This window comes from Moorena sp. SIO1G6, from assembly GCF_010672795.1.
Lineage (GTDB): Bacteria > Cyanobacteriota > Cyanobacteriia > Cyanobacteriales > Coleofasciculaceae > Moorena > Moorena producens.
Genome location: NZ_JAAHFZ010000131.1, coordinates 1 through 4636 on the forward strand (window position 1 = coordinate 1; position 4636 = coordinate 4636).

At 42.5% G+C, this 4636-nt stretch carries 3 protein-coding genes and 1 pseudogene; 3 read left to right on the forward strand and 1 reads right to left on the reverse strand.

Features of this window, described 5'->3' with window-relative positions; translation table 11 throughout:
- Window positions 1–127 precede the first annotated feature (127 nt).
- Window positions 128–518 (reverse strand): annotated as a pseudogene (locus tag F6K63_RS36320) (hypothetical protein); the annotation flags it as partial.
- 488 nt (window positions 519–1006) lie between these two features.
- On the opposite strand from F6K63_RS36320, the gene F6K63_RS36325 reads away from it, so the two are divergent.
- From F6K63_RS36325 to F6K63_RS36335, 3 genes are read left to right on the forward strand one after another with little or no spacing between them, the layout of a single operon-like run.
- A complete protein-coding gene (locus tag F6K63_RS36325; protein ID WP_287251053.1) occupies window positions 1007–1933 on the forward strand; it encodes an SGNH/GDSL hydrolase family protein in 927 nt (308 codons plus the stop codon).
- A complete protein-coding gene (locus tag F6K63_RS36330; protein ID WP_287251054.1) occupies window positions 1930–2352 on the forward strand; it encodes a hypothetical protein in 423 nt (140 codons plus the stop codon). Before F6K63_RS36325 ends, F6K63_RS36330 begins: the two co-directional genes overlap by 4 nt.
- A 6-nt stretch (window positions 2353–2358) precedes the next feature.
- The gene (locus F6K63_RS36335) at window positions 2359–4188 is read left to right on the forward strand and encodes a carbamoyltransferase family protein (RefSeq protein WP_287314940.1); all 1830 of its coding nucleotides are present in this window, start codon (window positions 2359–2361) and stop codon (window positions 4186–4188) included.
- The last annotated feature ends 448 nt before the right edge of the window (window positions 4189–4636 follow it).

Sequence of the window (4636 nt, forward strand, 5' to 3'; positions counted from 1 at the left end):
ACCTCTAATTACGACCCTGACCCAGCCATGGCCTCCCGCAAACAACATCAGAAAAGGTACTATCGACTCGAATTTAAGGTAAAAACCTACGATTATGCTTTTCATTAAGTTTTGTCAGTCAACCAGGCTTACTAGTTAAGGTCACTATTGTTGAATAAGCGCGGAAATAAGGCTAATTTATTTTTGCCTATTTTTTTGTTTTTATTCAGACTTTTTCTTAAGTCAACGAACAAATTATAAAACACCATTGGATTTCTAACTTTGCTCGCCTTAGAGAAAGTCGATATGTCTACATCTATACCACGTACATTCAAACGTTTGAATAAACTCCTCATACTAGTTTGACTCTGATCTAATACAAAGTCTAACCAGGTTGACACAAATAGCGATGCAGTCGCTCATGGGGGTTTCCCCCATGAGCGACTGCATCAAGACAGGAAAGTATTGAGGACTGGATAATCATCAGTAGGTAGTTTTTCTAGGTATTTTTTGACGATTTTTGGAAAATTTGATATCATCGAATCAACATTATTATATTTTTATTTAGCCTCTATTTTATCAAATTAGAGGCTATTTGTCTAGGTTTTTAACTATCATTCAACATTTCTGGGTTAAAGTGTAAGCATTATCTGATACAATAGGCGTGCTTCAGTATGAACACACATCAACCAACCAGGAGTAAAACATGGACAAGCTTTGGCAGTCTATCAAAAACTACCTCTCCTCTCTCAAATCAGCAGTGACCCGTAAGAAAAGAGAGAAGAAGGAACAAGAAGATGATCCCTATATCTATCCACACTTTTAACTGCCCGCTGGGAAGTATCTCGCCATAATCTACGATTAGACGTTGGCAGGATTTTAGAGCAATTGGAGGCGATCTCTGGCAACTGTTAATTCATGTTAAAAAGATTAACAGTTGTTTAAAGTAATGGTTGGATTTGATTGTCTGCTTCAGAATGATCAACACAGAATAAATAAATTGATTGTGTCCAGTTAGTGAACGAGCATGAATCTATCAGCCTACAAAGCTTCAGCATCTCTTTTTTTACCAGATCAGATGCCCTATACGCCTGTGGTAGAGGTGTATAAGTCCGGTGAGTTTAAGTGGTTTGGCAGCGATCGCGAAAAGGAATATAGAAAAAAACCCCATCCCGTTTTGGGCTCAGAAGATATCACTTATCAGATCAACAGTTATGGCTATCGTTGTCCTGAATTTGAAATGCGTCACCAAGTTCCCGAAGATGCGATTCATTTCGTAACAGTCGCGTCTAGTGATGCTTTTGGTACAGGTCTTCCGGAGGAGAAAACTTATCCTGCGGTTCTTACAGATTTTTTGCAAAGTTACCTCGGTCGTCAGGTGATCAACTGGAACTTGGGTATGGGGGGCGGTAGTGCAGATTACATTACTCGCACCCTAATTTCAGCACTACAGATTTTGCAGCCCAATATTGTTTTGCTCACCTTCCCACCGGGTATGGCTCGACGGGAATATATCGGTGACAATGGTCGTTTATTTCACTGTATGCCCACTCATATTGTGGGATGGGATGATCGGGGAGATTGGGAAGCCAGAGATGTTCTCAAAGCTCACAAGCAGCTTCTAAGTACTTATAACAACCCAATGCATCTGTTCAAAAACTATAAGGTGTGTGAAGCACTTTGTGAACAGTTTGGCGTGATGTGGGTCTTTTCAAGCTTCGATGTGGCGGTCTTTGAACCGATGAAGCATTTGATTCATGTAGGCAAGTTAGTGGGTCCCGGTTTAGGTGTTTTGACCGATCAGTATAAAGGCAATCCCGAAATTGGATTAGCCCGTGATTGGCTTCATCCCGGTATTCAACCGGCTAAGGAATATGCGGAGGGTTGTTTTGCTCGTCTGCAAGACTGCTACGGTTCTTCACTCGAAAAACTCAAAGAAGGAAAATCATTGTGAGCAGTAATAGTAGTAAACAAACGGTCAGTGATGCTCTATTAGATGTCCAACACCATCCAAATCGCCGGCGACGGATTCAGCGTTTTGGGGTTGTCATGCTTGTCATGTTACTGTTGGGCAGTCTACTATTACCTTACACCCTCAGCTTAGGAATTGTTGCTGTTGGGGTAGGAGGGATAACCGTGTTCTCTCCCCAACTTTTATCTCCAATTTACTCTGTATTGGCTCCGCTGTTCAGCATCGGATTGAATCTGCTGCTAACACTATTATTTTATATAATAATCACTCCGATTGCTCTAGTGTCCCGTTTCTTCGGGATTGATTTCATTCAAAGAAATCTTGAGCCAGAAGTCCAAAGTTATTGGATAGAGCGTCAAAATTTGCTTCCCCATGGCAAATATATGAAAAGCCTGAGGTAATCCGTCATGAAAATTCTTGGTATTTCAGCCTTTTACCATGATAGTGCTGCTGCTATTGTTATCAATGGCAAAATTGTTGCAGCCGCTCAAGAAGAACGTTTTACCCGTATTAAACATGACTTACGGTTTCCGTTCAATGCGATCGCGAGCTGTCTCAAACAAGCAGAAATCGAACTACATGAACTAGATTATGTGGTATTTCATGAAAAACCCCTGCGGAAATTTAACCGCTTAGTTAAAACCTATTTGGGATTTGCACCCAGCGGGTATACTTCCTTTGCTAAAGCCATTCCGTTATGGTTAACGAATAAACTATTTCAAAAAGGCACAATTCTGGATGCGCTCGCAACCTTTGGTTCATTTGATGCCAAACGATTATTGTTTTCTGAACACCATTTGAGTCATGCTGCCAGTGCGTTTTTTCCCTCTCCATTTACAGAGGCAACTGTACTGACCCTTGATGGTGTGGGAGAATCTGCCACCACAACAGTTGCCAAGGGAAACAGCAATCAGTTAACGATTACCAAGGAGTTACATTTTCCCCACTCCCTGGGAATGCTTTATGCTGCATTTACCTACTATACCGGCTTTAAAGTCAATTCGGGTGAATATAAAGTCATGGGTTTAGCACCCTATGGGCGACCCATTTATGCTGAGAGAATTTTAGAACATTTAGTCGATTTAAAACCCGATGGAAGTTATCGCCTGAACCAGGAGTATTTTAATTACTGTACCGGTTTAACGATGACCAATGACAAGTTTGACGAGCTGTTTGAAGGGCCACGCCGCACTCCGGAAGACAGACTGACACAAAAACACATGGACTTAGCCGCATCGGTTCAGAGTGTAACAGAGGAAATTGTCTTGCAAATCACTCGCAACCTGGCAAAAGACAGTCCTCATGGTAATCTGTGTCTAGCGGGTGGGGTGGCGTTAAATTGCGTTGCCAATGGTAATATTTTACGGGATGGTTCTTTTGAACGAATTTGGATTCAGCCAGCGGCTGGTGACGCTGGCGGGTCTTTGGGAGCAGCCTTAGCCGCCTATTACCTGTATGCAAAACAACCCAGAACCACCGTAGCGGGTCAAGATACCATGCAGGGCAGTTATTTGGGGCCTAGCTTCAGCCCAGCAGAGTGTGAACGCCGTTTACAAGCTGCTGGTGCAGTGATTCATCCCCTGAGTGAAGACGGCATGATTCATGAAACAGCCAATGCTTTAGCAGCAGAAAAAGCTGTAGGTTGGTTTCAGGGACAGATGGAATTTGGCCCCCGTGCTTTAGGTGGGCGATCGATTTTGGCTGACCCCCGCTCGGAAACAATGCAAAAGAAACTGAATTTAAAAGTTAAATTTCGAGAATCATTCCGCCCTTTTGCACCTTCTGTGCTGGCTGAGGATGTCTCAGATTGGTTTGAGTTAGATCGGGAAAGTCCCTATATGCTGCTAGTGGCTGAGGTCAAGCAAGAATTGCAGCGTTCCATGACGGAAGAGGAAAAAGGGTTGTTTGGGATTGAGAAACTCAATGTCCCGCGTTCGACAATTCCTGCGGTGACTCATGTGGACTATTCGGCGCGGGTACAAACAGTTCATCTGGAAACCAATCCACGATACTACAAGCTGCTGAAAGCGTTTAAACAACGTACAGGTTGCTCGGTTTTAGTGAATACCAGCTTTAACGTCCGAGGTGAACCGATTGTCTGCACCCCAGAAGATGCCTTTTCCTGCTTTATGGGCACAAATTTAGATGTGTTGGTTGTAGAAAACTGTCTGTTATTTAAGGAAGAGCAGGATATGTCTTTGGCTAAGGATTATAAGGATGCCTTTGAATTAGACTAAATCTGGTAGCAAATAAACGATGAGTGTTACATCTAATTAAACGTGAGTTCGATGAAAATATCAATTTTGGGTTGTCCAACGAAAGAATCAGCCTTCCAGCTTACGAAAGAATGAGGGTTTGAGACTCCGTCGAACTCACGTTAATTAAGAATTATCAAGTTTACTATTCAATCATTTTCCCAGTTTGCCTTGCTTCTTCTAACCAAAGATTAAATTGTTCCTGGTGCTGCGTTACCCAGTAGAGACGTTCAATTGAACGTCTCTACCTAGAAAACTGATTTTTCAGATTGATTGATTCAACGGATTTCATAGAAGAATTTTTGACCGAAAATCCTGAGGGCGCAAGCCCCTGGATTCTATCCATGGGGTTAGCCCGAACAGGAATTTATTCCCTAAACCTCTTTTTGATTTTGCACATACCGTTTGATTGTCTCTAGTGGAGCGCCTC